Raw genomic sequence first — 2651 nt, 5'->3', positions numbered from 1 at the left:
GTGGCGGCACGGATCGCCTCGACCGGGTCGGTCTCGGAGGCGTTAACTGTGTGCGTGGCGCCGAACTTGCGGGCCCAGTCGAGCTTGCGGCTGTCTGGATCGCCTCGTGCAGATACGTGGCCAGCCCCGGGGCGATCTTCTCGTAGTACGCGGTGAACCGCTCGTCGGCCAGGTACATGTCAGCCAACCCGGTCTGCATCTCGTACGAGCACTCGTAGAACCAGCGGCTGATGAGCTGCCGGTGCTCCTCGGCCAACTCCATCACCTCCGGGCTGTCCGCCGGCGCGCCCGAGGCCATCAGCGCGACGATCCGCCGACCCCAGTCCTCGTTCTCCGCCTTGTTCCGCAGCCAGTCTTCCTTGGTGTAGCGGGAGACCCGCCGGTTCGACTCCCGGTACGCGTCGGTGTCACCCCACCGCTGCTCGGCCTCGGCCTGGTGCTCCTCCGGATCGACGTCACCGAAGACCTCGAACCGCTCCTCCGGCGTGAGTTGGATGTTCATCTTGCTCGCCTCCATCGCGAACTCGATCGCCGTGACCATCTCCTGCAACCGCTTGAGCCGTACCGTCAGCAGTTCGTGCTGCCGGCGCAGGTGCGCGGCCGGATCGGCCGCCGGGTCGTCGATGATCGCGGTGATCTCCTCAAGCGGGAAACCAAGCTCCCGGTAGTACAGGACGAGTTGCAGCCGTTGCAGGTCCGCGTCGTCGTAGCGGCGGTAACCGGCCGAGGTGCGCCCGCTGGGCGAGAGCAACCCGATCTCGTCGTAGTGGTGCAGCGTCCGCACCGTCACGCCGGCCACCTTCGCGACCTGACCCACCGTGTACGCCATGGTCCCCCTCCCTTCCGGGAACCAGGCTCCTGCCTGCCGTTACGTGAGAGTCAACTCCGATTCTGGCCCACCATCGCGGGGACGTCCGGCCGCCCGTACAGATAGCCCTGACCTCGTGGGCAGCCGATCGCGGTGACCGCCTCGTGTTGACGCTCGGTCTCCACCCCCTCGGCGACCACAGCCAGGTCGAACGCGCCGGCCAGGCGGGTGACCATCTCCACCGTGGCGTACGCCCGGTCGTCGGTGCCCAGCCGGGCCACGAACGACCTGTCGATCTTCAACTCGGTGGCCGGGATGCGGTGCAGGTAGCTCAGCGACGAGTAGCCGGTGCCGAAGTCGTCGATGGCGATCCGGATGCCCAGCTCCCGGAGCTGGTGCAGCCGCTCCAGCACCGCCTCGGTGCCTTCGATCAACGCCGACTCGGTCAACTCCAGTGTCAACGCCCGTGGTGCCAACCCGGCGGCGCTGGTCGCCGCTGTGACAGTGGCGATCAGGTCCGGCCGACGCAGGTGCGCGGCGGCGATGTTCACAGCGACCGTGGCATCCGGCGCCCGGCCCCGCCAGGTCGCGGCGGCCCGGCACGCCTCGTGGATCACCCAGCGGTCGATCGGCAGGATCAGCCCGGTCTCCTCGGCCAGCGGCAGGAACTTCGCCGGTGGCAACATCCCCAGCCGGGGGTGCCGCCAGCGCACCAGCGCCTCGGCGCTGCGCACCGCGCCGGTGGTCAGGTCGACGATGGGTTGGAACTCCAGGTGCAGCTGGTCCTCGTCGACAGCGCGGCGCAGGTCGGCGATCAACTCGGCGCGGGAGACGGCCGACTCGCGCAACGCCGCAGTGCACGTGCGGTACGCGGACTTCCCGGCCGCCTTGGCCGCGTACATGGCGATGTCGGCGTCGCGCAGCAGGTCGGTGTGGGAGGCGTGCTGCGGGCCGTACTCGGCGATGCCGATGCTCGCCGACGGGTGCACCCCGACGTCCTCCTCGTCGTCGGAGGGCCGCAACGCGTCCAGCAGCCGCTCGGCGAGCCGTTCGGGTGACACCGGCCGTTCGCCGTCGACAAGGACGGCGAACTCGTCACCGCCGAGCCGGGCGATGGTGCCGTCGCCGTTCACGGCAGTGTGCATCCGGGCCGCGAGCCCGGTCAGCAGGGTGTCGCCGGTGGCGTGCCCGAACCGGTCGTTCACCTGCTTGAACCCGTCCAGGTCGAGCAGCAGCACCGCCACCGGTCGCCCGTCGCGCAGGGCCAGGCGCAGCCGCCTGTTGAACAGCAGCCGGTTGGGCAGCCCGGTGAGCTGGTCGCCGTACGCGAGCCGGCGCAGCCGGGCCACCAACCTGAGGTTCTCGTTGGCCGCCAGCCCCTGCCGGACGGCGAGGGCGGCCAGCAACACCATCATGGTCACGAACACGAGCTGCGGGGTCTGCCCGGTGGGCCGGCGGGCCAGCACCACAGCGATGATCGCCCCGCCCACCGGCAGGTACGGCAGCGCCACCCGCCACCAGGGCGGCAGCGGCGACTCGGCGGTGTCGTCGGTGCCGTCGCAGTCCGGTGGCGGCGGGTTACGGGCGGCCAGGCCGATCAGCAGGTAGCTCAACGGCCAGCACAGGTCGATCGGGTGACCGGCGGTGTAGTCGGCGCGGGCGACCAGCGACACGTAGACGACGTCGGCGACGACCCGCAGGGTGAGGCTCGCCGCCAGGACTGTCATCGGCCGCCACATCGGCCGGGCTGGCCCGGAGACCGCGACCAGGATGGTGAGCTGCATCAGGTCGAACATCGGGAAGAGCAGCCCCAGCGTGCGCGCCGGGTCGGCCAGCTCGGCCG

Annotated in this window: 1 protein-coding gene and 1 pseudogene; both read right to left on the bottom strand. The window is 70.6% G+C overall.

The features are described 5' to 3' along the window. Positions 1–109 precede the first annotated feature (109 nt). Positions 110–829, bottom strand: a pseudogene (locus tag AB0C20_RS35920) (MerR family transcriptional regulator); the annotation flags it as partial. Positions 830–879: 50 nt separating this feature from the next. After that, a partial coding sequence (locus AB0C20_RS35915; protein WP_357569689.1) for an EAL domain-containing protein occupies positions 880–2651 on the bottom strand: 1772 nt, incomplete at its 5' end.

The organism is Micromonospora sp. NPDC048843 (assembly GCF_040649965.1).
GTDB lineage: Bacteria > Actinomycetota > Actinomycetes > Mycobacteriales > Micromonosporaceae > Micromonospora > Micromonospora hortensis.
Note: the sequence above shows the minus strand (reverse complement) of the source record. Positions and strands in the feature narration are given on the sequence as shown.